Origin of the sequence: Pseudomonas sp. CFBP13508, from assembly GCF_005233515.1 — a bacterium.
Classification (GTDB): Bacteria; Pseudomonadota; Gammaproteobacteria; order Pseudomonadales; family Pseudomonadaceae; genus Aquipseudomonas; species Aquipseudomonas mercuritolerans.
The window spans coordinates 567,932-593,337 of the sequence record NZ_QFZZ01000002.1 but is presented as its reverse complement, the minus strand read 5'-3'; the positions used below and the strand labels follow the sequence as shown (position 1 = coordinate 593,337).

At 60.5% G+C, this 25,406-nt stretch carries 19 protein-coding genes and 1 pseudogene; 5 read left to right on the top strand and 15 right to left on the bottom strand.

Annotation, left to right across the window (positions count from 1 at the left end; translation table 11 throughout):
* Positions 1-10: 10 nt before the first annotated feature.
* Positions 11-928 carry a transcriptional regulator MetR gene (gene metR / locus PspCFBP13508_RS07140; protein ID WP_130909512.1) on the bottom strand — a complete coding sequence of 306 codons (918 nt, stop codon included), beginning with the start codon at positions 926-928 and terminating at the stop codon, positions 11-13.
* Positions 929-1,082: 154 nt separating this feature from the next.
* Entirely contained in the window at positions 1,083-6,623 is a 5,541-nt protein-coding gene (locus PspCFBP13508_RS07135; protein WP_137214069.1) for a DUF6543 domain-containing protein, read from the bottom strand.
* A gap of 215 nt (positions 6,624-6,838) precedes the next feature.
* Between PspCFBP13508_RS07135 and PspCFBP13508_RS07130 the strand changes: the two genes are divergently transcribed.
* Complete coding sequence (locus PspCFBP13508_RS07130) at positions 6,839-7,873, top strand: alpha/beta hydrolase (RefSeq protein ID WP_137214068.1); 1,035 nt, start codon at positions 6,839-6,841, stop codon at positions 7,871-7,873.
* Positions 7,874-8,129: 256 nt separating this feature from the next.
* Here PspCFBP13508_RS07130 and PspCFBP13508_RS07125 read toward each other — a convergent pair whose 3' ends face one another.
* From PspCFBP13508_RS07125 to PspCFBP13508_RS07075, 11 genes are all read right to left on the bottom strand, one after another.
* Positions 8,130-8,459: a GlpM family protein gene (locus tag PspCFBP13508_RS07125; protein WP_172828174.1), complete on the bottom strand. Its 330-nt coding sequence runs from the start codon at positions 8,457-8,459 to the stop codon at positions 8,130-8,132.
* A gap of 8 nt (positions 8,460-8,467) precedes the next feature.
* Entirely contained in the window at positions 8,468-9,793 is a 1,326-nt protein-coding gene (locus PspCFBP13508_RS07120) for a sigma-54 dependent transcriptional regulator (RefSeq protein ID WP_024014166.1), read from the bottom strand.
* Positions 9,790-11,691: an ATP-binding protein gene (locus PspCFBP13508_RS07115; protein ID WP_056790048.1), complete on the bottom strand. Its 1,902-nt coding sequence runs from the start codon at positions 11,689-11,691 to the stop codon at positions 9,790-9,792. Before PspCFBP13508_RS07115 ends, PspCFBP13508_RS07120 begins: the two co-directional genes overlap by 4 nt.
* 217 nt (positions 11,692-11,908) lie before the next feature.
* Positions 11,909-12,643, bottom strand: coding sequence for an amino acid ABC transporter ATP-binding protein (locus tag PspCFBP13508_RS07110; RefSeq protein WP_016773390.1), 735 nt, complete (start codon positions 12,641-12,643; stop codon positions 11,909-11,911).
* A complete protein-coding gene (locus PspCFBP13508_RS07105; RefSeq protein ID WP_016773391.1) occupies positions 12,640-13,311 on the bottom strand; it encodes an ABC transporter permease subunit in 672 nt (223 codons plus the stop codon). The genes PspCFBP13508_RS07110 and PspCFBP13508_RS07105 overlap by 4 nt, the downstream gene beginning before the upstream one ends.
* Positions 13,311-14,057, bottom strand: coding sequence for an amino acid ABC transporter permease (locus PspCFBP13508_RS07100; RefSeq protein ID WP_056790046.1), 747 nt, complete (start codon positions 14,055-14,057; stop codon positions 13,311-13,313). The genes PspCFBP13508_RS07105 and PspCFBP13508_RS07100 overlap by 1 nt, the downstream gene beginning before the upstream one ends.
* A gap of 200 nt (positions 14,058-14,257) precedes the next feature.
* Positions 14,258-15,172, bottom strand: coding sequence for a glutamate/aspartate ABC transporter substrate-binding protein (locus PspCFBP13508_RS07095; RefSeq protein ID WP_090285892.1), 915 nt, complete (start codon positions 15,170-15,172; stop codon positions 14,258-14,260).
* Positions 15,173-15,693: 521 nt separating this feature from the next.
* Positions 15,694-17,229 (bottom strand): glycerol-3-phosphate dehydrogenase, encoded by a 1,536-nt coding sequence (gene glpD / locus PspCFBP13508_RS07090; RefSeq protein WP_137214067.1) that lies wholly within the window; start codon positions 17,227-17,229, stop codon positions 15,694-15,696.
* Between the two features lie 246 nt (positions 17,230-17,475).
* Positions 17,476-18,231, bottom strand: a complete 756-nt coding sequence (locus tag PspCFBP13508_RS07085) for a DeoR/GlpR family transcriptional regulator (protein ID WP_007953179.1) — start codon at positions 18,229-18,231, stop codon at positions 17,476-17,478.
* 95 nt (positions 18,232-18,326) lie between these two features.
* The gene (gene glpK / locus PspCFBP13508_RS07080; RefSeq protein WP_024014162.1) at positions 18,327-19,829 is read right to left on the bottom strand and encodes a glycerol kinase GlpK; all 1,503 of its coding nucleotides are present in this window, start codon (positions 19,827-19,829) and stop codon (positions 18,327-18,329) included.
* Between the two features lie 77 nt (positions 19,830-19,906).
* On the bottom strand, positions 19,907-20,758 hold the full coding sequence (locus PspCFBP13508_RS07075; RefSeq protein WP_137214066.1) for an MIP/aquaporin family protein: 852 nt from the start codon (positions 20,756-20,758) through the stop codon (positions 19,907-19,909).
* 350 nt (positions 20,759-21,108) lie between these two features.
* Between PspCFBP13508_RS07075 and ybaK the strand changes: the two genes are divergently transcribed.
* From ybaK to PspCFBP13508_RS27595, 3 genes and pseudogenes are all read left to right on the top strand, one after another.
* Entirely contained in the window at positions 21,109-21,579 is a 471-nt protein-coding gene (gene ybaK / locus PspCFBP13508_RS07070) for a Cys-tRNA(Pro) deacylase (RefSeq protein ID WP_137214065.1), read from the top strand.
* A gap of 99 nt (positions 21,580-21,678) precedes the next feature.
* Positions 21,679-22,461 carry a PhzF family phenazine biosynthesis protein gene (locus PspCFBP13508_RS07065; RefSeq protein WP_137214064.1) on the top strand — a complete coding sequence of 261 codons (783 nt, stop codon included), beginning with the start codon at positions 21,679-21,681 and terminating at the stop codon, positions 22,459-22,461.
* 4 nt (positions 22,462-22,465) lie between these two features.
* Positions 22,466-22,564, top strand: a pseudogene (locus PspCFBP13508_RS27595) (metal ABC transporter ATP-binding protein); the annotation flags it as partial.
* A gap of 17 nt (positions 22,565-22,581) precedes the next feature.
* Here the strand turns inward: PspCFBP13508_RS27595 and PspCFBP13508_RS07055 are convergent.
* On the bottom strand, positions 22,582-23,691 hold the full coding sequence (locus tag PspCFBP13508_RS07055) for an ABC transporter ATP-binding protein (protein WP_130912626.1): 1,110 nt from the start codon (positions 23,689-23,691) through the stop codon (positions 22,582-22,584).
* Positions 23,688-24,608, bottom strand: a complete 921-nt coding sequence (argF, locus tag PspCFBP13508_RS07050) for an ornithine carbamoyltransferase (protein WP_024014160.1) — start codon at positions 24,606-24,608, stop codon at positions 23,688-23,690. The genes PspCFBP13508_RS07055 and argF overlap by 4 nt, the downstream gene beginning before the upstream one ends.
* Before the next feature lie 404 nt (positions 24,609-25,012).
* On the opposite strand from argF, the gene PspCFBP13508_RS07045 reads away from it, so the two are divergent.
* The gene (locus PspCFBP13508_RS07045) at positions 25,013-25,303 is read left to right on the top strand and encodes a hypothetical protein (protein WP_016773401.1); all 291 of its coding nucleotides are present in this window, start codon (positions 25,013-25,015) and stop codon (positions 25,301-25,303) included.
* The last annotated feature ends 103 nt before the right edge of the window (positions 25,304-25,406 follow it).

Here is a 25,406-nt window from a genome sequence, read left to right as displayed (position 1 = left end):
ATCTGGAGAATCAGCGTACGGCGCTGACGCCATCGAGGGTCGAAAACGAGGTGTCCTTGGCGGTCAGCAGGAAATCACGCATGTACGGCGCATCGAGCATGTCGGTGCGAATCGCCGCGTACAGCGTCGCAAACAAGCCCTTTTCACCCAACCGTTTGCCCTTCACATAGCCGCGCGAGCTGTATTCGTGCAGCGCCCAATGCGGCATGCCGCAGACACCACGGCCGCTGGCGACCAGTTGCATCATCATCACTGTCAGCTCGGAAGTGCGCACCTGCGCCGGTTCGATGTCGGCCGGTTCGAGGAAGCGCGTGAAGATGTCCAGACGATCGCGCTCGACCGGGTAGGTGATCAACGTTTCCGTCAGCAGGTCTTCGGGAACGATGTACGGCTTGCTCGCCAGCGCATGCTGGTTGGCCACCGCGAGCATGGCTTCGTAGGTGAACAGCGGCACGTAAGTGATACCGGCAATCTCCAGCGGATCGGAGGTCACCACCAGATCGAGATCGCCCCTGGCCAGTGCCGGCAGCGGCGCGAACGCGAAGCCCGAGGCCAGGTCCAGCTCGACCTCCGGCCAGGCATCGCGGAACTGGTCGATGGTCGGCATCAGCCACTGAAAGCAGCTGTGGCATTCGATGGCCATGTGCAAACGACCGGCGGTGCCACCGGCCAGACGAGCGATGTCCCTTTCAGCCGCGCGCAGCAGCGGCAGGGTGGCATCGGCCAGTTGCAACAGGCGCAAACCGGCACTGGTGAAGCGCACCGGTTTGGTCTTGCGCACGAACAACTGCATGCCCATGCGTTCTTCCAGTTCCTTGAACTGGTGCGACAAGGCTGACTGCGTCAGATGCAGGCGGTCAGCGGCATCGACCAGACTGTCGGCTTCGCGCAGGGCATGCAGGGTTTTCAGGTGACGGATTTCAAGCACCGGCGGGGCTCCATGAACAAAACTTGTGATCAGCGAGGATCTGTTGAGTTTGTCTCATGGTCATCCGGTTGTCGACCATCGCACTTTGAGGGCAGAACAATTCGTCCTTGCTCCCTGCCATTCGCTGGCTGAGAGCAAGGTCGGGCGCCAGTAGTCAGACCCGCTCGAAATGCCCAAGGACCAGAGATTTACTGCCGATTTTCGCGTAAGGCAACGTCGCATCATCGGCATGGGTCAGGAAGCGGTGCTGCGGCAATTTCAAATGCGCGGTTTCGAAGCGGTTGAACACCGGCGTCGCGTTGCGGTAGTGAAAGTGCGCGTACCACAGCAACTGCTGGGGTTCGGTCGTAATGTTCCAGATCTCGTACTCCTGCATATAGTCCGGGTGGCCGCCACGCCGGCCGAGCAATCTGATCGGTTGCGTTCTGCGTATTGCAACGGCGCCTTGCCCGATCAGGTCATCGAGCATGCCATCGGTGGGCTTCTGGCTGGTGAGTGAGCGTTCGGTGCGCAGGGTGCGTCCGGCAACGGTCAGCTCGGCGGCTGCATCGCGCAAGCGCTGGATGAGCGGATGCTGCGCAGAACTGGCGGCGATACGCTCGGCTCGGGTGTTCAGCTCAGCGGCCTGGGTGTCCATCATGTGTTGCAGATCGACCGGCAGCATGCCGCGCTCGGCATTGCTCTGCACGGTCGCCCGGTAGGCCGGGATGCTGTCCAGGCGCTGTCCGGCGTCATTGACCAGCGCGGCGAGACTTACGGACGGCGCCTGGGGGGCTGGAGCCTGAGGGCTGATCTGCCGCGAACGGCCGTCTGGACCCTGTTCCCAGAGTTGCACTTCGCCATCCCTGAGGCGGCGTTCATAAACCCGACGTTGCGACCTTGAGTCAAATTTTTCCGTGCCGTACAGCAGGTTGCCGTCCTCAGTGGTAAAGACCCGCTGGGCAGGCTGGCCGGGAGTTCTCGGAGCCGGTGGATCAATCACGCCTCGGCGGGCACGTTCGGCCATCTGCTCCAGGCCGTCGAGCAGCGGTTCGATGGCATCCCGGTGAAAGTGCTCAGGGTAGGCCGTCATCCAGACTGTGATGTGTCGGCGGAAGCGGATATAGGCATCCAGACATTGCGTCAGCATGCGGCTGCGATTCTGCGCAGTGGTTTGCAGATTCGGCAGGTCGTACTGGGTGGTCACCGCCTGTCTGGCCTGTGTCCAGAGTCCGTCCGTTTGCTCGTTGAAGTACATCCAGGAAACGTCATTGTCATAGCCGTAGTTCTTGACCAGCTCCAGGCGCATGTAGGTTTTGTGAAAGAGCAGACGGGTATCGCTGAACTGACGATTGACCAGATTGACAGTTTCGATCTGGCCGACCTTGTCGGATCTCAAGGTGATGCGCTCGTACCACTGATTGAGCTGGAATCTCGTGCTTTCCAGTTCCTCGAATTTTTTTACGTAACCGAGTTCCAGATCGCGAATCCGGGCACGCAAGGCCAATCGCTGTGACCGTGCGCTCGGCGGCAGACCACTGTGCATGCGTGTCAGCCGCCGGATGTCTTCCAGCACCATGATTGTGCCTGCTGACACTTGGCCGGCGCGCATGGCATATCGCGAGGTCAGGCGTAAAGCGAGGGAGCTTTGTACGCGGTTGACGGCCGCTTGTTTATTGCCGCTGGTGAGCGGCCTCAACTCCGCCACCCCCTGATAGCGTTGAGCGCACAGGCGGATTTCTTCCAGACATGCGGTTTCGGCTGCCGGCAACAAGGCCCGCTGGTCGGCGGGGCTGGCGTCCTGGAAAGCCAGTATCGCCCTCTTGCGCGCCTCGACCCCGCTATCGATAACGTATCCCAGGCGTTCCGTCTCCAGTTCCAACTGCTGATGCCGGCGAAACGTACGCTCTGCCCACCAGCGCGGCAAGCGCTGGCGAATCACCGGAGGCCAATAAGGGTCCAGCGCATCGGCCAGATGCCCGGCGACGTTACCGCCGCCACGCAAGCCAGCCTCAGCGGCGGTTCCATAGACACCGAACCAAGTGTCCCACTGGCCGGTTTCATCCAGGGCGACCGGTTGCTTGTAAGACTTGCGCGAATTGCCGACCAGGCGCCAGTTGCGTGAGCCCGTGCCCAGCTCCACCTGGTAGATGCGCCCCTGACGCTGGATGAAATCGCCGTCGGCATGCCGGTAAACGCCACGGTACAACCCGTGGCTGGCTGGCTCGATCCCGGCCAGGGACAGCGGTAGTTCGTAGTCGTAATCCTGAAAGCGGGCGAGTACATGCCGGGCCCGCCGCTGGGTTTTACCGTGCAAGGCCGAAACGTTGCCCAGCAGCGCATGCAACTGGCGCGCACGTGTCAGGGCGCGGGTGGACCGCGCAAGAGTCGAGGCCACCGCTTCGCCCGGAAGCAGATCCATGAGCGCGTCGATCAATGAGAGAAACATTGACTCGAGCTCCGCCAGCCCGTCTGCCACGTCGCCGCGCAAAAACGCTGCCACGGCCTGATTGGCTGCGTTCCACGCATCGTAAAGCGCGAGGACGGTGCCGACAAAGGGGACCATGCCAATCGCCATTTTTATGTAGTTGAACGCCCGTGGGCCTTTGAGTGCATAGCGTTCGAAGAACAGCGCATCGTTGGAGCGCGAGCTGCCGCGATGGGCTTCGAGCAAGCGACCCATGTGCGCATCGAGCAGGTGCGCGGCCAGCGAAGTGCTTGCCGGCCAGCGTGCGCCGACTTCGATAATGGCGTCGAAGTTTTTTTCATGCGCCTGACCGATGCGGCTGACATGCGCGCGAATATTGCCCTGCAAGGCCTTGCCCGCCAGGTATTCGATCCAGCGGTCACTTGCGCACAGTGTGAACAGCCCTTTGCGCGCTGATTCGAGACTGTCGTAACGGCGGAAAAATTGTTGATCCGGACTGTCCGGCAGGTAGAGCAGTGTAGTGCCGCTGATCTGCTCTTCAATGAAGGTCACGCCGGACAAGGTCACTGGACCTTCGCGCGGGGTGTCTTTGCCGCCAGTTTTAAGCGCGACCGGCAGCAGAACGATGCGCTTGCCTTGAGCGCGCCAGGCTTCAGCGGTATCGGCATCGATTGCGATGTTCACCACCTCAGCCTCATTGCGGTCGAGGTGTTTCTGTGCACGCGCATTTTCACTCTGGATCTTCAGCAGCAGGCGCCAGGGTTCGATCAGGCCTTCGCGCCGATGCTGTCTGACGAACAGCGCTTCGCCGGGCGCGCCATTAAAGGCTTCGAGGATCCTGCGCTCATAGGCCTTGGGCAGGTCCAGCTCCGGCAGGACTTTACGCAGATAGCTCAGGTTGATGCCGTTGAGCAGACGGTTGCGATCCTGTTGGCGCGCGGCACTGACCTTCACCCGCATGAAAATCAGGCGTTGCGACAGTGAGTCATTGAGCACTGACTGAACGTTGTCGATGTTCAACTGGGCGAGGTCTTCCAGTGACATCGTGCTGCGCGTGGCGCCGGGCACGATCACCGTTTTACGCCGCGGGCCGGTGGGGGTGGCTTCCACTACGGTTTCGGTTTTGGTGGAATCGGGCAATTCGACCTGCACGGAAAAATAGCCCTCGGTGGCAAAGTCCTTGCGCAGGCGCGCGTACAGATGTTTACGGGTGAAGTCGTCGCGCGGTTCCAGTGCCAGTGTCATCAGCGCGTGGCTTTTGCGCATCGCCTCGATATACGCCTTGATGCGCTCTTTGAGCGCAGCCCGCTCGCTTTTCTGCAAACGCACCAGCCAGCTCGGCAGATGAGTGGCCAGAACACCGCTGCGCTGCTGCTCTTGCTCGTGCGCGAACATCAGACTCCTGGCGGCGCTGACCGGCACTTGCAGAGCGGCTGTGCAATCCTGGCGGAGAATTTCCAGTGCATCGGCATGCCCGGACTGATCGCGCAGGGTGGCGGTCCGCGTCTCGCAATCGACGATCAGTGCGTTGAGGCAATGACGCAGCGGGTCCGAGGCGATGGCGTCGAGTTGCAAGGCCGATTCGCTGTCCTGCTCGCTGATCTTGAAAAAATCGAGTGCCAAGGTACGGCGATCGGGAAAGCGTCGCAGACCACCGCCGCTGCCTGGGCAATACAACAGCAGACTCGTGTTGGAGGCGCGGTCCGCCAGCGCAGCTTGCCGAGTGAATACCAGTACACCCTTGAGCGTTTCGCGCTGCACCGTAGTGATCGTGTCGCGGGTTTCGCTCAGCGAAAGTGTCAGGCTGGCGGCGATCCAGTCTGCATCGCGTGCACTGGCCACAGGCTTGTCCAGAACGGCTTTGAGCAGGTCGTGTTCGGCGCTGTCGATTTGCCCGAGTAGCGCTTGCAGCTTCGCCTCGGCGTACAAGCCATCCTTGTGAGCCTGACAAATCGCAGCGAACGCCGTGTCGGAGACGGGGGCGTTGTCGAACAACGAGGTGCTGGCCTTTTCGCAGGCTTGCTCGGCACTTTCCAGCGCTTTCAGGGCGTCCTGGCATTGTTGCAAGCGTGTGCCGTCCGGGTCGTTGGACAGCAAGTGTTCAAGTGCATCGCGCTCGCGGTTGAGCGAGGCATGTCTCAGGGCCAGCGGAATGCCAGCGGACAGGCTGCCGAACAACGGAGGGGCGTCACTTGCGATGGGTTCTTGCGCAATGAGCGCTTTGGCCGGTGTTGCAACGATGATCGCTGTGCTGCGCTGATGGTCAATCAGATCGACATGCAACAGCGCTTGCGCAGCGTGTTCGCGCAACCCGGGTTTGCCCCGGTTGGTGTTGCGCAAGGCATTGATCTGCGCCTGCTGCCGGTCGGCGAACAGATCGCTGGCGCCGGTGATCATCGGATCTGTCGCTGCGCTGTAATCGAAGCGCTGGATCTGGCGTGGCAGGCCGCCAGGGATCTGTACCTGACCGGCGAGCCACGTCTGCAGATCCACTCGATTGTCGAACGCCTGAATGCACGCTGGGCGGCAGGGCAGATAGAGCAGCGCTCGCGCCGTTGCCCGGTCCCCCGTGCTGATCACCCAAGCCCCCGGCAGTTTGACTTTGCTGTGATTGCTCAGCACCAGTGCCGGTTTTTCCAGGTGAACGGACTGCCCCTTGAACATCGCTGGGGTGGAACCTGAATCAACGATTTGCTGCAGCAGGTCGCGCTGTTCGGCGTTGATGACTTTACTGGCGTAAGCGGCGTCAGCGCTCGCTTCGAAATGTGATCGGTATAGCTCGGTGGCGCGTGTGCGTCGCGAAACCGGGGTGCCGGGCGCACGTGCTTCCCAGAACTCGGCCCAGCGGGTGGCGTGGACGCTCTGCGGGTCGAGCGGCTTGAGTTTGGCCAGCAGTTGCAGCGGCTTCAGGGTGTACAGCGGGTGATCAGGCTTCAGGCCGATAACGTGGCAGTGCTGGTCCAACGTGGTTTCCAGCGCCGGATGTTGTACGACAAAAGCGCAGGCGTCGGTAAGACTGACAAAATGCTCCGGCTGGGTTTGGGTGGCAATGAAGCCGAATCCGGTTTTTTCGCCGTCCAGTTGCAGGTGTTGTCGCAGCGAAGCGTTGATCGTATCGCGCAGCGCGGGGCTGCTCGCAAACAGTTCACGCAGGCCACTCCTGCTGTCGCGCCAGTGCTGATTGGCCCGTAACAAAAGACTTTCGTCGATGGTCTGAGGCAGCGCCAGGGAGGTAGCGAACGACTCCGGGGGCGCTGGCGGCAAATCCAGGGTAAGGGGTTCGAGCATGGTGGATGACTCGCAAGGGGGGAGCGGGGCATCCGCTCCTGTTCAAGTCATTCAAAAGAATTTGCGCCGGAGCATGGCGGTACAGGGATATTGTTTGCAGCGCCTGCATGACCGCTCGGCACTCTTCATCAAACTGTCATGCAAGTGTGGCAGCGCGCTCGCACGAACTTCATCAGACTCGCGCTCTACTGGGGTGCTGCGTTTTGGTGTTTTTCATGTTCAAGAGATTTATTTCAGTCGCGGCCGCGTTGGCCGCGCTTGTGTTCGGGGCCGGCTCGTTGGCAGCCGGGCGCTGCGATGTGAACGTGCCGACCGAGCACGCCGATCTGCCTGCGGTCAGCCTTGCCTATCAGAGCATCGGTCGTGCATCAGACCCGGCGCTGTTGCTGGTCATGGGCCTGGGGGGCCAGTTGATTCATTGGCCGGATGAGGTGGTAGTCGCGCTGTGTCAGCAGGGTTTCCGGGTGATCCGCTATGACAACCGCGACGTCGGCCTCTCGACCTGGCGGCAGGCGCCCATCGAGGCCAATCTGACCTTCGAAGTGCTGCGCTACAAGCTCGGTTTGCCGGTCTCGGCCCCGTACAGCCTGACCGACATGGCCGACGATGCGCTGGGTTTGATGACGGCGTTGAAGGTCGAGCAATTCCACGTGCTCGGCGCGAGCATGGGTGGAATGATCGCCCAGCACATGGCGGCGATGGCGCCGCAGCGGGTGGAAAGCCTGACGCTGATCATGACCACTTCCGGCGCTGAAGGCCTGCCGGCACCGAGTGCGGCGCTGGTGCAATTGCTTTCACGGCGGGGCGCGCCGAACCGTCAAGTGGCGCTGGAGCAGCAGGCCGATCTGCTCGCGGCACTCGGCAGCCCGGCGGTGACTGATGATCGCCAAGCGTTGCTGCAACAGGCGGCAGCGTCCTACGACCGCGCGTTCAACCCCGAAGGCGTCAAACGGCAGATCATGGCGATCCTTGCTGAACCCAGTCGCGTGGCTTTGCTCAATCAATTGCGTGTGCCCACGCTGGTGGTGCATGGCACGGCTGATCCGCTGCTGCCGGTGATGCACGGCGTACATCTGGCGGCGCACATTCAGGGCAGTCAGTTGAAGCTGATTCCGGGGCTGGCGCATCGCTTTCAGGAGGCGTTCAAGGAACCGTTGCTGGCGGCGGTGCTGCCTTATCTGCAAGCGCATCGTGAGGATACTTCGCACTGGGCACAGATCGAGCCGGTGGTGGGCAGGAATCTGCTGTGAGCCAGAAAGAGTCCCCTCACCCTAACCCTCTCCCAGAGGGAGAGGGGACTGACCGAGGTGTCTTGTGCTCTACGCCGATCTGAATGACCGAGTCGATTATGAATTCGGTGAATGCGTTCACGTTGACACCACCATAACCGACTCGGTTTTCACCGATCCATAGTCGACTCGGTGTCTCACGTCGATGTACCTCGCAGGACACCTCGGTCGGCTCCCTCTCCCTCGGGGAGAGGGCTGGGGTGAGGGGCTTTTGATCTTAGCTGTGCAAACGCACCCAGACCGTTACCAACACGGTCGCCGCCATCAACCAGGCCACCGCCGCCACGGCCAACGACGCTTCCAGGCGCATGCGGTCGACCATCACGTACAGCGTCGCCAGATACACGAAGTAGGGAATGATCGACCACATCCCAAACACGATCGTGGTTTTCAGATCGTCGACCGAGCGGCCCTTGCCGACGATGTAATGCGCGATCAGGGCAAAGGTCGGAAACAGCGGCACCAGGCCGGCGATGTAATAGTTTCTGGTTTTGGACAGTGCCGCGAGGATCAGCACCACTGCGGCGCCGATGGCGGCTTTGAGAATCAGATCCATCAGTGGCTCAGCCCGTACTTTTTGACTTTATCGAACAGCGTGGTCTTGGCCATGCCCAGTTCCTGGCTGGCCTGGGTCAGGTTGCCGCCGCTGCGTTGCAAGGCGTCGACCAGCAGATTGCGCTCGAAAGCTTCCACCGCTTCGGCAAACGCCAGACCCTGGCCGGCGCTGGCGCCGGACTTCTTGAAGGCCGGCAGGCCGAGGGCGAAGCGTTCGGCGACGTTGCGCAGTTCACGCACGTTGCCCGGCCAGTCGTGGCTCATCAGGTTCGACAGGGTCTGGTTATCCAGCTCCGGCAGCGCGCGGTCGAAGCGCAGCGCCGATTGCTGGGTGAAGTGTTCGAACAGTTGCAGGATGTCTTCGCGGCGTTCGCGCAGCGGTGGCAATTCCAGGGTCACGACGTTGAGGCGGTAGTACAAGTCGCTGCGAAACTCGCCGGCCTTGCTCGACTCATCGAGGTCGGATTTGGTTGCCGCGATCACCCGGCAATCCACCGCCACGCTCTGGTTCGAGCCGAGGCGTTCGAGGGTGCGTTCCTGCAATACGCGCAGCAACTTGATCTGCAACGGCAGCGGCATGCTTTCCACTTCGTCGAGAAACAGCGTGCCGCCGTCGGCGTGCTCGATCTTGCCGATGCGGCGTTTGCCGGCGCCGGTGAAGGCATTGGCTTCGTGGCCGAAGATCTCGCTTTCAAAAAGGTTTTCCGGCAGACCGCCGCAGTTCAGCGCGACGAACTGTTTGCTGTGGCGCCGACTGAAATCGTGCAGGCAACGGGCGACCAGTTCCTTGCCCGTGCCGGTCTCGCCTTCGATCAAGACGTTGGCCGAAGTGTCGGCGACGTTGGCAATCAGTTCGCGCAGGTTCTGCATCGCTGGTGAACGGCCGATGATCCGCCCTTCAAGGGAGTCGCGTTCAGCCAGTTGTCGACGCAACGAGGAAACTTCGCGGGCGAGGCTGCGTTGCTCCAGCGCCCGTCGCGCGACATCGACCAAGCGTTCCGGCGAGAAAGGTTTTTCCATGAAATCGTAGGCGCCTTTCTGCATCGCGCCGACGGCCATGGAAATGTCGCCGTGGCCGGTGATCAGCACCACCGGCAGGCTGCGATCACGCTGCTTGAGGCGGGTGAGCAATTCCAGGCCATCGATGCCCGGCAGGCGGATGTCGCTGATGACGATGCCGGCAAAGTTGTCGCCGACCTGCGCCAGCGCCTCTTCGGCACTGCCGACGCCGATGCAGGGGATGTCCTCGAGGGTCAACGCCTGTTGGCAGCCGAGCAGCACATGGGGGTCGTCTTCGACAATCAGCACACTGAGTTCGGGGTTCATATTGGCTCGGCAGAAAGAGGGCTTACCAACGGTAAACTGAGGACGAAAGTGGTGCCACCGCCGGCCGGGTGTTCAACACCCAGGTGCCCGCCGGTGGCGGCGGCGAGGCTGGCGGACAGGGTCAGGCCCAGGCCCAGGCCTTGCTCGCCGGGTTTGGTGGTGAAGAACGGTTCGAACAAATGCTTGCGCGCTTCGGCGTCGATGCCGTGGCCGTTATCACGCACCCGCAAGCGATACTTGCCGTTGAATTCTTCACCCTCCAGCCACAGTTGCGGCTGCGGTTGCGCGTGCATGGCGTCGAGGGCGTTGCCGATCAGGTTGACGAGAATCTGTTCGAGACGGGTCTGATCGATCAGCAACTGCACATCGGCAAACTGCCGGTGAATCTGCAGCGCGGTGTTTTCCACACGCGCGCCGAGCACTTGCAACGCGGCGTCGACGGCTTTGCCGAGACTGGCCTGACCCTTGTTGTCGCCGCGCCGGGCAAACGAACGCAGGCTGGCGGTGATTCGGCCCATGCGGTCGATCAGATCGTTGATGGTCTTGAGGTTGGTGCTGGCGACGTCGAGCTGGCCGCGCTCGAGAAAGCGCACGGTGTTGCCCGACAGCGTGCGCATCGCCGCCAGCGGCTGGTTCAATTCATGGGCAATGCTGGTCGACATCTGGCCGATGGCCGCAAGTTTGCCGGCCTGCACCAGTTCATCCTGAGCGCGGCGCAAAGTCTCCTCGGCCTGGCGGCGCTCGCGGATCTGACTCTTCAGGCGTTCGTTGCTGGCGCGCAGATCGGCGGTGCGTTCGGTAATCCGACGTTCGAGTTGGCTATTGGCTTCCTGCAACGCTTCGCGGGCGGCGAGGCGGGTGGCGAGGACTTTGCGGCGCTCGTTCCAGGCAATCAGCAGGAAGGCGAACAGGGCAAACGCAACGGCCACCAGAATGCCTTGGTTGATCGCTTCGCGGCGCAGGTCCTGCAACGGCGTGAGCAGGGTGAAATTCCACGGCGTGTCGCTCAGCAGTCGGGTTTGCGCCAGATAGCTGATGTCGTCTTCGTCGGGCTGCAATTCGCTGTTGGCCGGGAAGGTCAGTTTCTCCACGCCTTCGGCCAGTGTCTCGCGGGCCAGCGGTTGCAGTTCGTTGAGTGGAAACCAGTAGTACTGCAGGCTGCGAGCGAGTTTTTCCTTGACCTCGTCGCTGAGCGGGATCACCGATTTCAGCCGTCGCGCCGGATCGCTGGAGAGAATGATTATGCCGTTCTCGTCGCTGACGAAGGCTTCCAGACGCGCCCGTTGCCAGCGTTCTTCCATGGCTTCCAGACGCACCTTGACCACCGCCACACCGATGATCTTGCCGTGCTCTTCGAGGCCATGGGCGAGGTAATAACCGGGTTCGCCATTGGTGCTGCCGATGCCATAGAAACGCCCGGGCTGGCCGCGCACGGCGTCCTTGAAATAGGCGCGGAAGGACAGGTCTTCACCCAGATAACTGTCGACATCGCGCCAGTTGCTGGTGGCCATGACCCGGCCGGTGGTGTCCATCACGTAGATGGCCCGGCTGCGGCTACGGCGGTTCAGGCCTTCGAGGTAATCGTTGACCGTCTGCCGGTGCTCCGGGGTCGGGTCGGCCAGCAACTGCGGCACACTCGTTTCGAGTTCCAGCAGGCTGGGCAGGTAGGTGTATTTGCTGATCTCGCTTTCGACCGCGCGGGCGTGCAGTTCCAGCTGACGCTGGCCGTTCTCGCCGAGGCTGCGGATGCCGAAGTGCTCACTGGTCCAGAAGCCGATGAAACCCAGTCCGACCATCAGGGCGATGATCAGTGGCGGCAGGAACAGATGACGGATCAGACGGGGCTTCACGGCAAGTGATGGCTCTGCAGCGCGATAAAGAGTGGGGTCGCATTTCATCACAGATGCCTTGGGTCAACCACAACACTTGTTGTGCATCACCATTGGTTTGAGGTGAACCCTGTGGCGAGGGGATTTATCCCCGTTGGGCTGCGAAGCGGCCCCGGCATTTCATGGTCAAACCGGATTTAACGGTTCGACGACTGCTTCGCAGCCGAACGGGGATAAATCCCCTCGCCACAGAAGCTCGCCACACCACAGGGTTCTGCGTGGTTTTTTAGTGCTGCAGGATTTTCTCGAGGAAGTGCTGCGCGCGTTCGGAGCGGGCGCTGATGTCGCCGAAGAATTCCTCTTTCGGGCAGTCTTCGATGATCTTGCCCTGGTCCATGAAGATCACCCGGTCGGCCACTTTACGGGCGAAGCCCATTTCGTGGGTCACGCACATCATGGTCATGCCTTCGTGGGCCAGCTGCACCATGACGTCGAGCACTTCGTTGACCATTTCCGGGTCGAGCGCCGAGGTCGGTTCGTCGAACAGCATGACGATCGGGTCCATCGCCAGCGCACGGGCAATCGCCACACGCTGTTGCTGACCGCCGGACAGTTGCCCCGGATGCTTGTGGGCGTGCGCCGACAACCCTACGCGCTCGAGCAGTTGCAGACCCTTTTTGGTCGCCTCTTCCTTGCTGCGGCCGAGCACCTTGATCTGCGCGATGGTCAGGTTTTCGGTGATGGTCAGGTGCGGGAACAGCTCGAAATGCTGGAACACCATGCCCACGCGCGAACGCAGTTTCGGCAGGTTGGTTTTCGGATCGGCGATCGACGTGCCGTCAACCACAACGTCGCCTTTCTGGAACGGTTCCAGGGCGTTGACGCACTTGATCAGCGTCGACTTGCCGGAACCCGACGGGCCGCAGACCACGATCACTTCGCCTTTCTTGACCTCGGTGCTGCAATCAGTCAGCACCTGGAAGTCCCCATACCACTTGTTGATGTTTTTGATAGAGATCATACGGCGAACCTTTTTTGCAGACGCTTGACCAACCGCGAGGCGGCGAAGCTGATGATGAAGTACACGAGACCGGCGAAAATCAGGAACTCATTGGAGCGGCCGATGATGTCGCCGCTGGCGCGCGAGGCGTTGAGGAAGTCCACCAGGCCCACGGTGTAGACCAGCGAGGTGTCCTGGAACAGGATGATGCTCTGCTGCAGCAGCAGCGGGGTCATCTTGCGGAACGCCTGCGGCAGGATGATCAGGCGCATCATCTGCCCGTAATTCATGCCCAGCGCTTGCGCGGCACCCATCTGGCCCTTGGAAATCGACTGCACACCGGCACGGACGATTTCGCAGAAGTACGCCGCTTCGAACATCATGAATGCCACGACGCACGAGGTGAACGCACCGATCGGCGTGTCTTCGCCGGTGATCCAGCGCAGCACGAACGGCACCGCCAGGTAGAACCAGGTGATCACCAGCAGCAGCGGAATCGAGCGGAAATAGTTGACGTAGGCGCCAGCAATGCTCGACAGCAGCTTGTTGTGCGACAGACGGCACAGCGCGAGGATCGTGCCGAGAATCATCCCGCCGATCACGCCCATGGCCATCAGCTTGAGGGTCATCACCATGCCGTTCCACAAACCGGGAATGGCCGGGACGATGCCACTGAAATCGAATTCCATTATTTACCCCCCACGGAGATCAGGCCGGGCACTGCGACTTTCTTCTCGACCAGGCGCATCAGCAGCATCAGGCTCATGTTGAGGGTGAAATAGATCAGGGTTGCCAGGGTGAAGGCTTCGAACAGGTTGGCCGAGAACTCGGCGGTCTGTTTGGTCTGCGCCAGCAACTCCATCAAACCGATCAGGGACGCCACGGAGGAGTTCTTGAACACGTTCAAAAATTCCGAGGTGAGCGGCGGAATGATGATCCGGTAGGCCTGGGGCAGCAGCACGTTCCAGTAGATCTGCGGCAGTTTGAAACCCATCGCGCGGGCGGCGGATTCCTGGCCACGAGGCAGCGCCTGGATACCGGTGCGCACTTGCTCGCAGACACGGGCGGCGGTGAACAGACCGAGGCAGACGACAACGCTCAGGTAGGCCGAGGTGGTCGGGTTGAGGTCCTGCTTGTACCACTCCTGCAGATCCGGCGGCAGCAGATCGGGCACCAGGAAGTACCAGATGAACAGCTGCACCAGCAGCGGCACGTTACGGAACAGCTCGACGTAGCAGGTCGCAATGCCCGATACGATGCGGTTCGGCACGGTGCGCATGATGCCCAGCAGCGAGCCGAGCAGCAGGGCGATGATCCACGCCACGACGGCGATGGCGATGGTCCAGCCCAGACCGGAGATGAACCAGTCGAGATAGGTCTCGCTGCCCACGCCGGTGGACTTGAAGAACACGCCCCAGTCCCAGTTGTAATTCATTAGGGTCTCCCCTCGATTCGATCGATGTACAAGTGCCCGCCTGGGGAACTCCGTTCCCTCCCCAGTCTTTTTTCAAAGACCGGGCACACGCGATCGGCTCGACAGCCACCGGTTCGAGTGTTTCCAGAAAAATGCCAGCAGGGAGTGACCATCCCCTGAAAAGGCAGGCGCCTCCTCAGGGGATAAGGTTAGTCAGAAAATCAGGACTTCTTGTCGTCAGCCGCTTTGTCGGTCGGATTGGCGATCAGGGTCTTGAGCTCGTCGCTCATCGGGAAGTTCAGGTTCAGGCCTTTTGGCGGAATCGGCTGCATGAACCACTTCTCGTAGATCTTGTTGATTTCGCCCGAAGCGTAAGTGGCCTTGATCGCGTCATCCACAGCCTTTTTGAACGGCTCGTCGCCTTTGCGCATCATGCAGCCGTAGATTTCATACGACTGTGGCGTGCCGGTCACTTCCCAATCGGCGGCTTTCTTGGCCTTGGCGGCTTCGCCGGCCAGCAGCGCGTCATCCATCATGAACGCAACGGCACGGCCCGATTCCAGCATCTGGAAGGACTCGCCGTGGTCTTTGGCGGAGATGACGTTCATGCCCATCTGCTTGTCGGCGTTCATCGCCTTGAGGATGCGCTCGGAGGTGGTGCCGGCGGTGGTTACGACGTTCTTGCCTTTCAGATCGTCGAAATCCTTGTACTTGGAGTCTTTCTTGGACAGCAGACGGGTACCGATTTCGAAGATGCCGACGGAAAAGTCGACCTGCTGCTGACGCTCGACGTTGTTGGTGGTCGAACCGCACTCGACGTCCACGGTGCCGTTCTGCACCAGCGGGATACGGGTCTGCGAGGTGACGAGGTTGTATTTGACTTGCAGGTTCGGCAGGTCGAGGTCTTTCTTGATCGCTTCGACGATGGCCAGCTGGATGTCGTGCGAGTAGCCAACCGGCTTGCCGGACGCATCAGCGATGTAGGAGAACGGAATGGAGGCGTCACGGTGGCCCAGGGTGATGACACCGGACTCTTTGATTTTCTTCAGGGTGCCGGTGAGCTCGGCGGCGAAAACTGGCGTGCTGATCAGAGCGGCAGCAATGGCTGCGCCCAGGATATGGGGAACGATGCGCATCAAATTTTCCTCGACATTGTTTTTTTTATGGAGCCAGTTTGTCGGCCCTTTTTGTGCTTCGAATGCCTGACGGCTCCTGAAGTGTCGGCACAGCAGGCATTCGTCGAGAGAGTGTAGAGCATGACTCGTGCCAGACCAGTCACAGTCGGTTAACCAGTTGTTTTATAACGTTATTAAAGTTTTGTGGCGGTAATTTTTTGAGGGTGAGATCCGGTTAACCGAATCGACTGTGGAGTCGCGTTCGGAAAACCGAACGATCAAAAGCCCCTCACCCTAACCCTCTCCCGGAGGGAGAGGGGACTGACTGCGGTGGATGGTCGAGTTACGGCGACGTGAGATACCGAGTCGACCTCGGACTTTGGAACCCACGGAGATCGGCTCCCTTTCCCCCTCTACCCCTTGGGGGAGAGGGCTGGGGTGAGGGGGAAAAGATCTAACTGCCCCAATCAGGTTCAACAAAGTCCACATAACAAAAAGCCCCTGAATCTCTCGATGCAGGGGCTTTCGTTTGAATGGTGAGATCAAGCCGCCTCGATCTTCCGATTCTGCTCAACCTTGCCCAGATACGTCGCGAGCTCCTGCTGTTCCTCCGCTGTGGTGAACAAGCCAAGCTTGGTGCGGCGCCACAGGATATCGTGCGCCGTGGTCGCCCACTCTTCGCTGCACAGGTAATCGACTTCGCGGGTGTAGAGCCCGCCGCCGATGTGCTCGCCCATGTCGGCCAGGCTTTCTACGCCTTCGAGCATGCGCCAGGTGCGGCTGCCGTAGGTGACGGCCCAGCGTCGGGCGATTTCAGTCGGCACGAAGTCGAATTTGTCGCGAATTCGCGCGCTCAGTGCTTCTGGCGTGGTCATGTCTTCGCCGCCGGGCAGGGTGGCGGTGGCAGTCCAGCTCGGGCGCATCTGGGTGAAAAACGGCATCAACTGCGCCATCGCCGACTCGGCGAGTTTGCGGTAAGTGGTGAGCTTGCCACCGAACACCGACAGCAGCGGCGCTTCTTCGGCGTTGCCCGACAGCGCCAGGGTGTAATCGCGGGTCACTGCCGACGGATTGTCGGATTCGTCGTTGCACAGCGGGCGAACGCCCGAGTAGCTGTGCACAATGTCTTCGCGGCTCAGCTGCTTCTTGAAGTGGGCGTTGACCACTTTCAGCACGTAATCGGTTTCGCCTTCGGTGATCGCCACTTTCGCCGGGTCGCCGGTGTACTCGCGGTCGGTGGTGCCGATCAGGGTGAAGTGGTTCAGGTACGGAATAGTGAAAACGATGCGCTGGTCTTCGTTTTGCAGAATGTGCGCGTGCTCGCCTTCATACAGTTTCGGCACGATGATGTGGCTGCCCTGGATCAGACGGATGCCATACGGCGATTCCATTTTCAGGTCGTCACGAATGAACTTCGCCACCCACGGACCGGCGGCGTTGACCAGGGCTTTGGCGGTGATCGAAAACACGCTGCCGTCGGCGCGCTCCAGATGCAGATGCCACAAACCTTTGGTGCGGCGGGCACTGACACAGCGGGTCTGGGTGTGCACATGCGCACCTTTTTCCCGGGCGGCCATGGCGTTCAAGACCACAAGGCGCGCGTCATCTACCCAGCAGTCAGAGTATTCGAAGCCTTTCTTGATTTCGCTTTTCAGCGCGCTGTCGGCGCCGAACTTCAGGCTTTTCGAACCCGGCAGCTTCTCGCGCTTGCCGAGGTTGTCATAAAGGAACAGGCCGGCACGAATCATCCACGCCGGACGCAGGTGCGGACGGTGTGGCAGGACGAAACGCATCGGTTTGACGATGTGCGGCGCTTTCGCCAGCAGCACTTCGCGCTCAGCCAGCGCTTCGCGCACTAGACGGAATTCGTAATGCTCGAGGTAGCGCAGGCCACCGTGGATCAGCTTGCTGCTGGCCGACGAGGTGTGGCTGGCCAAGTCATCTTTTTCGCAAAGGAACACCGAAAGACCGCGACCGGCGGCATCCGCTGCGATCCCCACGCCATTGATCCCGCCGCCAATTACGGCAACGTCATAGATCTCGGAGAGAGGGGGCGTACGCAAGGTAGAGGTGGACATCGGCTGGCCTCGGTTCTTTTGGTTTTATGTCTTGGAAATCGAACATTAATGTTCATTTGCGAAAATGGTAGCCCATAAACACGCGCGCAGCCAGTCGCGTTCGATTGAAAAAACTCATCGAAGGGCCGAGAAAGGAAAATATCCGAACATTAAAAGCAAAAGATCGCAGCCTTCGGCAGCTCCTACAGGAGGAATGCATTCCAGATGTAGGAGCTGCCGAAGGCTGCGATCTTTTGATTTTGCGGGTTAAACGACTTCCAGACGAATTTTGTGCTGACTCAACAATTGCGCCAGCGCTGGTACCGGCTGCTGATCGGTGACCAGGCAATCGATCAGGCTGATCGGCCCCAGTCGAATCATCGCGTTACGCCCGAACTTGCTTGAGTCCGCCGCCAGAATCACCTGCCGCGCATTGGCAATGATCGCCTGGCTGACCCGCACTTCCTGATAATCGAAGTCGAGCAGGCTGCCGTCCTCATCGATGCCGCTGATCCCGACCAAGGCGAAATCGACCTTGAACTGATTGATGAAATCCACACTCGCCTGACCGACCACACCGCCGTCACGCCGCACGTTACCGCCAGTCAGCAGCACATCGAAATCATCCTTGGCGCTGAGCATCGAGGCGACGTGCAGGTTGTTGGTGATGATCTTCAGGTGACTGTGATTGAGCAGGGCGCGCGCGATCGATTCGGTGGTGGTACCGATATTAATGAACAGCGAGGCGTGATCGGGGATTTGTGCGGCGATGGCTTCGCCGATGCGTTGCTTTTCGTCGCGCATCTGATCGGCGCGCATCGCATACGCGGTGTTTTCGACACTGGAATCGTACGCGGCGCCACCGTGGTAGCGACGCAGCAGATTGGCTTCCGCGAGCTGATTGATGTCGCGGCGGATGGTTTGCGGGGTGACAACGAACAGCGTGGCCATTTCCTCGATGCTCACATAGCCGCGTTCGCGGACCAGCTCGAGGATTTGCTGCTGACGGGGAGGCAGATTCATGGGGCTTCCTTTGGGCTGCCGTGCAAAATTTGCCCATGATGCCGCAGGAATCTGCTCCCTACCAGTTAGATACCCTTCTGGAACTGCACGTTGGCTTATTCGGCGTCCTCACGCGCCCAGTCACGGGTGCGGCTGACGGCTTTTTTCCAGCCTTTGTAGAGTTTCTCTTTCTCGGTTTCGTCAAGGCTCGGTTCGAACTCGCGCTCGATCACTGCTTTGCCGCGCAGTTCTTCCAGGCTGCCCCAGAAGCCGCAGGCCAGGCCGGCCAGATAGGCAGCGCCGAGTGCGGTGGTTTCGCGCATTTGCGGACGCTCCACCTGAGTGCCGAGGATGTCGGCCTGGAATTGCATGAGGAAGTTGTTCGCCACCGCACCGCCGTCCACACGCAGGGCCTTGAGGCGTTCGCCGGAGTCCTGTTGCATCGCGTCGAGTACGTCGCGGGTCTGGTAGGCGATCGATTCCAGCGCGGCGCGGATGATGTGATCGACGCGTACGCCGCGCGTCAGGCCGAACAGCGCGCCACGGGCATACGGGTCCCAGTACGGTGCGCCGAGACCGGTAAACGCCGGCACCAGATACACACCGTTGCTGTCCTTGACCTTGTTGGCAAAGTATTCGGTGTCGTGGGCGTCGTTGACGATTTTCAGTTCATCGCGCAGCCATTGCACGGTCGAACCGCCGTTGAACACGGCGCCTTCCAGAGCATAAGCCACTTCGCCGCGCGGGCCGCAAGCGATGGTGGTGAGCATGCCGTGCTGGGATTTCACCGCTTTGTCGCCGGTGTTCATCAGCAGGAAGCAACCGGTGCCGTAGGTGTTTTTCGCTTGGCCCGGCTCTACGCACATCTGGCCGAACAGCGCCGCTTGCTGGTCGCCGGCGATACCGCCGATGGCGATGCCGCTCTTGGTGCGACCGTAGATTTCCGAGGAGGCTTTGACTTCCGGGAGCATCTCGCGCGGGATGTCGAGGATCTCCAGCATCTTCGAGTCCCACTCCAGCGAATGGATATTGAAGAGCATGGTGCGCGAGGCGTTGGTGTAGTCGGTGACGTGCACCTTGCCGCCGGTGAATTTCCAGATCAGCCAGCTATCGACGGTGCCGAACAGCAGTTCGCCGTTGCGCGCACGCTCGCGGCTGCCTTCGACGTTGTCGAGGATCCACTTCAGTTTGGTGCCGGAGAAGTACGGGTCGGTGACCAGACCGGTGGTGTCACGGATGTAGTCTTCGTGACCATCGCGCTTGAGCTGCTGGCAGATCTCGGTGCTGCGGCGGCACTGCCAGACGATCGCGTTATACACCGGGCGGCCAGTGGTCTTGTCCCAGACCACGGTGGTTTCCCGCTGGTTGGTGATACCGATCGCGGCGACCTGGTCATGATGCAGGCCGGCCTGGGCTAGCGCTTCAACCATCACCGCGCTCTGGGTGGCGAAAATTTCCATCGGGTCATGCTCGACCCAACCGGCTTGCGGGTAATGCTGAACGAATTCTCGCTGCGCGGTGCAGACCACGTTCGCGTCGCGGTCGAAGATGATCGCGCGGGAGCTGGTCGTACCCTGATCAAGGGCAATGATGTAGTTCTTGTTCTGAATGTCGGTCATGTCGATTGCCTTGGACGAAATAAGGGAGAGTGGGCCGTGGCGCAGGCTCGGTTTGGCAGGAGCCGGCGCCGACTGTTTCAAGAAGTTCTTGGTTTGCCGTCAATGGCCGGTTCTGCATCCTTTGTAGCAGGTGTGGCGCCGGTCAGGTGACGGGCAATCAGCCCGCGATACCCGGCAGCGCCGAGGCAGGCACCGACAATCGGTGCAAAAATCGGAATCAGGAAATACGGAATATCACGACCACCGGTGAAGGAAATTTCACCCCAACCGGTAAGGAAAGTCATCAGTTTCGGACCGAAGTCACGCGCAGGGTTCATGGCGAAACCGGTCAGCGGGCCCATCGCACTGCCGATCACGGCAATCAGCAAACCGATCAGCAGCGGCGCCATCGGGCCGCGTGGCAGGCCGTTGTTGTCATCGGTCAGGGCCATGATCACGCCCATCAGGATCGCGGTGATGATCATCTCGACCAGAAACGCCTGGGCCGTCGACAGCACAGGGTTCGGGTAGGTGGAGAACACCGAGGCTAATTCCAGGCTGGCAGCCGAGCCACGAACCATCTGGTGGGTTTGTTCGTAATCGAAGAACAGATTGCTGTACAGCGTGTACACCAGCAACGCGCCGCAGAAGGCGCCAGCGATTTGCGAAAGGATATAGAACGGCAGTTTGCGCTTTTCGAAATCAGCGAAGATTGCCAGAGCGATGCTCACGGCCGGGTTCAGGTGCGCGCCGGAAACCCCGGCGGTGAGGTAGATCGCCATGCTCACGCCGACGCCCCAGATGATGCTGATTTCCCACAGGCCGAAGCTGGCGCCCGCGACTTTGAGCGCGGCGACACAACCGGTGCCGAAGAAGATCAGAAGGGCGGTGCCCAGGAATTCGGCCATGCATTGGCCGGAAAGCGATGGTTGCGGTAAAGCAGCTGTCATTGAAAACCTCGGTTCTTTTTCTTGTGTAGCGCCTTGCCAACGGAGCAGGGCGCGATCTTCACCGGGTCGGAATCCCCATTCGGTTCCCGGGTTACTGCTGGGTACTGCGCGGAGCATGATTCTTACATTATTCAGATTCGAAAAAATATAGACAAGAAACAAACCTGTCAAAGGTCGAAAGTGAACCGTCGGTCACAATAAAACTATTCGTCGTGTGAATGATCAGCGCGGCGATCAGCTTGAATGCAGCGCGAAGCCACGGGATTCGCGGCCTGGAATAGAGCCTTTTGCCCAACGATGACCTAGAATCCGCCGCAGGTTTTTCAAAGACTGCCGAACCCGGAGCTGCCATGACCCCAGCGTTGGACTTGTTGAAAAAAGTTCGTGCCGAACATCGCGTACACAGTTACGAACATGATCCGAAGGCCGCGTCCTACGGGCTGGAGGCGGCGGAGAAGCTCGGGCTCGCACCGGCGCAAGTGTTCAAAACCCTGCTGGCCGCCAGTGAAAAAGGCGAACTGCTGGTGGCTGTGGTGCCGGTCGTCGGAACGCTCGACCTCAAGGGACTGGCACACGCCGCCGGAGTGAAGAAAGCCGAAATGGCTGATCCCGCCGCCGCGCAACGCTCCACCGGCTACCTGTTGGGCGGCATCAGCCCGCTCGGGCAGAAGAAACGCCTGCGCACCTTCATCGACAATTCCGCTCAGGAGTTTGCGACTATCTATGTGAGCGCCGGGCGGCGAGGACTGGAAGTGGAACTGGCACCGGCGGTGCTGGCCGAGCACACCCAGGCGCAGTTCGCCGATATCGGCCGGGTGTAATAGTCGCGCCGGCTGTATGAAGAAAAAATTGCGCTTCTGTCACTGGCACTGATCCGGCCCGCCGTTGCATGCTCGGTCGACCAATTCAGGGAGAAAATCATGCAGCTTGCGTTTCATCAGGTCGACGCGTTCAGTGATCGGCCGTTCAGTGGCAACCCGGCGATGGTCTATCGGCTCGACAGCTGGCTGGCCGATGACTTGATGCAGAAGATCGCCGCCGAACACAACCTGGCGGAGACTGCGTTTCTGGTGCGCGAAGGCCAGGCCTGGCATATCCGCTGGTTCACCCCGACAACTGAAGTGCCACTGTGCGGGCATGCGACTTTGGCCAGCGCATTTGTATTGTTCGAAATCTATAAGGAAGGGGCCGAGCGCATCGACTTCACTTGCAAGTCCGGCCCGCTGAGTGTCAGCCGCGAAGGCGACCGGCTATGGCTGGACTTCCCGACCATCGTGCCATCGGAAATCGGCGTGACGCTGGACGTCGAGCGGGCGCTCGGTGTCGAGGCGGTTGATGTGCTCGGCTCCAACGAGCTGTTCGTGGTGCTGGACTCGGAACAGGCCGTGCTCGACTGCCAACCGGACATGGCAGCGCTGGCGAAACTGCCATGGCTGGGCGCGATCGTTACTGCGCGTGGCAACCAGCATGACTTCGTCTCGCGCTATTTCGCCCCGGCCATCGGTATCAATGAAGACCCGGTGACCGGCTCGACCCATTGCAGCCTGATTCCGTACTGGGCCAAACGTCTGGGCAAATCGAACCTGACCGCGTGCCAGCGCTCGGCGCGGGGCGGGGAGTTGTTCTGTCGGTTGGAAGGTGAGCGGGTGAAGATTGGCGGCAATGCGACGCTGGTGGCCAGCGGCACCCTGTTTTTAGGCTGAGGCAATACCAACTGTGGGAGCGAGCCTGCTCGCGAAAGCGCTCTTTCAGTCAACATCTTCGGTGACTGAAACACCGCATTCGCGAGCAGGCTCGCTCCCACAATTTTTATCCAGTGCGGATTAAAGGCTGGTGCTGAATCGACGGACGCCGTTTTCCACCGCCGGAATCTGTGCCGCAGTGCTCCCCGAAGCCTGGAACAGCACCAAATGATCCGCCGCTACGCGAATCCCGACCTGCGCGCCAACCAGATGATCGGCATGGCTGGGGAAGATCGATTCCAGTTGCGCACCGGTCGGCAGTTGCAGGCGATACAAGGTCGCCGCGCCGAGGAATGTCTTGCCGACAATCTGCGCCTTCAGTGAGCTATCCGGCGCATAAACAATGTCATCCGGACGCAACAGCACGTCCACCGCGCCGCCAATCGGCCAGGTGTAAGCACGGTTGCCGCGCAGTTCACCCAGCTCGGTCTGCACCGATTCCGGGGTGACGAGCTGACCGCGAATGAAATAACCCTGACCGATGAAACTGGCGACATAAGGCGTCGCCGGTTCGTGGTAGAGGTTGTAAGGCGTGTCCCACTGCTCGAGCCGACCTTCCTTGAACACACCAACGTGGTCGCTGACGGCAAAGGCTTCTTCCTGATCGTGGGTCACCAGGATCGCACTGGTGCCACGGGCCTTGAGGATGTCGCGCACCTCATGGCTGAGCTTGCGGCGCAACTCGCCATCGAGGTTGGAAAACGGCTCGTCGAGCAGCAACAGCTGCGGTTCCGGCGCCAGGGCGCGGGCGAGGGCGACACGCTGTTGCTGACCGCCGGACAACTCGTGGGGGAAGCGTTTGCCGAGGTTTTTCAGGTTGACCAGTTCCAGCAGCTCTTCGACCACGCGCGCCTTGTTAGGGTGCTTGCGAATGCCGAAAGCGATGTTGTCGGCCACACTCAGGTGCGGGAACAGCGCGTAGTCCTGAAACACCATGCCGATCCGGCGTTTCTCCGGCGCCAGGGTGAAACCGGCACTGGAGAGGGTTTCGCCACCGAGGGTGATTTCGCCTTCGTGCACCGGTTCGAAACCGGCGATCGCGCGCAGGGTGGTGGTCTTGCCGCAGCCGGACGAGCCGAGCAGGCAGCCGATGTCGCCGGCGTTGAGGTGCAGATTGAGGTTCTGCACCACGCGTTGATCTTGATAGCCGCAAGCGAGGTTGCGCAGGTTCAGCAGTAATTCATGGCTCATGCGTGGTGATATGCCGGTTCGACGAGGAACTCGAGCAGGGCCTTCTGTGCGTGGAGACGGTTTTCTGCCTGATCCCAGGCGACGGAGCGCGGGTCATCGAGCAGGTCGAGACTGATTTCTTCGCCACGGTGCGCCGGCAGGCAGTGCATGAACAGCACGTCCTCGGCAGCGAGGTCGAGCAGGGCACGGTTGACCTGGAACGGCGCGAACAGCTTGAGGCGCTTGGCAGTTTCCTCTTCCTGACCCATCGAAGTCCAGACGTCGGTGCTGACCAGATGCGCGCCACGCACGGCGTCTTGCGGATCGCGGACGATGGTCACGCGATCACCAGCCTGGGCGACGAATTCCGGGTTCGGCTCGTAGCCTTCCGGGCAGGCAACGCGCAATTGGAAGTCGAACTGGATCGCCGCTTCTATATAGCTGTTGCACATGTTGTTGCCGTCACCGATCCAGGCCACGGTCTTGCCCTGGATCGAGCCACGGTGCTCAAGAAAGGTCTGCATGTCGGCGAGCAACTGGCAAGGGTGCAGATCATCGGACAGGCCGTTGATCACCGGCACCCGCGAGTTGGCGGCGAATTCGGTGAGGGTGCTGTGGGCGAAGGTGCGGATCATCACCGCATCGAGCATGCTCGACATGACGATGGCGCAGTCGCTGATCGGCTCGCCACGGCCCAGTTGGGTGTCGCGCGGGGACAAGAAAATCGCCTGGCCGCCGAGCTGGATCATGCCGGCCTCGAAGGAGATCCGGGTACGGGTCGAGGATTTTTCGAAGATCATCCCCAGCACGCGGTTTTTCAGAGGCTCGAACAGTACGCCGCGGTTACGCAGGTCCTTGAGCTCAACGCCTCGACGGATCACGCTGACCAGCTCTTCGGGCGTGCAATCCATCAGGGAGAGAAAGTGCCTTGCGCTCATCATTGACTACCTTTTTGCTACAGACCGCAGATGCTCAAAGCCTTGTTTAACGGAACAACGGGCGAGACCTGCGGCGTAAGCCGCACGGGGCGACGAAATAGGGGGAGGCGCGATATTGACATTAAATGTCGCGTTATGCCAATAGGCTACTTTTTCAGCGGGATTCGGAGCGCGGACCGAGTGATATCGGTGCGCATTTTGAAGCCGGGTCCAGTGCAGCAGCGAGCCTCTTTGTACACTGGCCCCGCCGCGCTTGGCAATCCGCCGCGGGGCATCGGCGCGGCTTTGGTCGCTTTACGACCATCGCGCCACGGATTCGCTTGGTCGGATGTTCAGACTGAAACATTTGCTAAAGCAAAGTGCTGGGTTATAAATAAGTTTCGAGCGACGCAGGAAGCCTCCGCATGGAATCGAAAGAACAACTGTTAATGGAACTGCTGGGCCACACGGCTCGCTCCCTGACCCATCTCACCGCGTCCGTCACCTCGATGTCTTTCGAGTTGCTGCGCAGTGACGATGAAGTGGTCAAATCCGCCGGTCGACACATGATCGATCGCATGGCCACCATCAGCGCCGGGCTCGATGAGCACTGGCGGTTGATCGGCGAGCTCACCGGCGTGCACGTCGCCCACGAGCAGATCGAAACCATCCAGGAAATCCAGTTGGCGGCACCGCCGCAGTTGCCGCCGAACTGATCGCGGCGATTTATCGGCTGTCCTGATAACCGTCGATTCACAAGACGAACGTCGCTGGCGCCGCCTCTGCGCACGGGCCATAGTTTTGTTCCCGCGGGCGTGA